Origin of the sequence: Collinsella sp. 4_8_47FAA (genome assembly GCF_000763055.1) — a bacterium.
Taxonomy (GTDB): Bacteria; Actinomycetota; Coriobacteriia; order Coriobacteriales; family Coriobacteriaceae; genus Collinsella.
Window position 1 is genome coordinate 1 of sequence record NZ_KN214154.1, and the last position, 1152, is coordinate 1152.

Annotated in this window: 3 protein-coding genes; 1 reads left to right on the forward strand and 2 read right to left on the reverse strand. The window is 65.9% G+C overall.

The window, feature by feature from the left end:
* On the forward strand, positions 1–301 hold a 301-nt coding region (locus HMPREF9463_RS11230; RefSeq protein WP_035138988.1), incomplete at its 5' end, for a hypothetical protein.
* Between the two features lie 63 nt (positions 302–364).
* Here the strand turns inward: HMPREF9463_RS11230 and HMPREF9463_RS10200 are convergent.
* A complete protein-coding gene (locus tag HMPREF9463_RS10200) occupies positions 365–847 on the reverse strand; it encodes an HTH domain-containing protein (RefSeq protein WP_035138989.1) in 483 nt (160 codons plus the stop codon).
* On the reverse strand, positions 828–1152 hold a 325-nt coding region (locus HMPREF9463_RS11235; RefSeq protein ID WP_035138990.1), incomplete at its 5' end, for a hypothetical protein. The genes HMPREF9463_RS11235 and HMPREF9463_RS10200, both read right to left, overlap by 20 nt.

The following is a 1152-nucleotide window of genomic DNA, read 5'->3' on the forward strand; positions in this document are numbered from 1 at the left end:
CAAGGTCGAGAGCTACTACACCCGCGCCGACGGATCGGCGGCGCTGAGCAAGGACGTCCTCGAGCTCACCGCCGACGGCTCGGCGGCGGTGCTCTGGAGCCGCCTCGAGTTCGACAGGGGAGGCGGCGATGACGGGACCAAGCCTCGGACCGAAAGGGGCTTCAGCCGCGAGGTGCTGCGTCTGCCGCCTGCCGCGGCGGTCGGCCCCGGCGGCAGCCTGGATGATTTCTGGGACCGCGCCAACCAGTACTGCGGCGTATCCGAGGTCGAGATCGACGGCAAGCTCGTGTACCCGTTCTAAACCTGCCGCCGCGATGAAAACCGAAGAGCCCCGCGGCCCATCGAAGGGGCCGCGGGGCTCCCGCTATTCTCCCCCTGGGCCGAGCAGCTTCATGGCCATGCGGCCGCGGCGCCACCACGGCGTGGCCGCGATCGCCTGCTGGCGCTCGGCGAGCGATGCTAGCTTTCCGGCGAGCTCCGCGACCCTAGCGTTCGCCTCTGCGAGCTGCGCCTTGGCCTCGGCCTCGGCGCGGGCGGCGCGGTCGCGCTCGGCCGCAAGTGCCTCCATCAGCTCGGCGTTGCGGGACCGTTCGATTTCCAGTTGGGCGGCCAGGGAGTCAACCAGGGAGTCCGGGGCGGGCGCAGCGGGCGCGGCGGCCGGCTGGCGGGACGGTTTGCCGGGGTTCTTCAGGGCGTCGGCGATGGCCGCGGCGGCGAAGTCATCGAGAAAATCGGTATTCCCGTTTCGTGAAACATGGTTTCCCAGTCCCAGTTTCTCGATGTAGTTCGCGACTGTGCGCTTTGAGACGCCCAGCTCAGACGCTATTTCACGCTTCGTTATGCCCATTGTTCAACCTATCGTCAATCGGGAATGTTTCCCGGGAAACATCGGGGAGTTTCACGGTAGTTCCCGATGATTTTACCGTTTCGCGTTCCCGTTTTTCCCGTTTCTCGTTCTCCACGTCGACACGTTTCCAGTACTCCTCGACCCCGGTATCCAAACCGATGGCCTTCTGCGTGAGCTCCAACCTGGTCATGGCGGACTGCGGCGGGCTCAGGTACCCGCGGTCATTGGCGCTCAACGAGTACTGGTCGAGCGCTGCCCTGAGCTCGACCATCGCGGGGTTGTACAGCTCGTACAGATCATCCGGC

Bases quoted from the DNA above. Each gene is read 5' to 3' on its own strand.
- HMPREF9463_RS10200 (WP_035138989.1), bottom strand. From the start codon at position 847: ATGGGCATAACGAAGCGTGAAATAGCGTCTGAGCTGGGCGTCTCAAAG.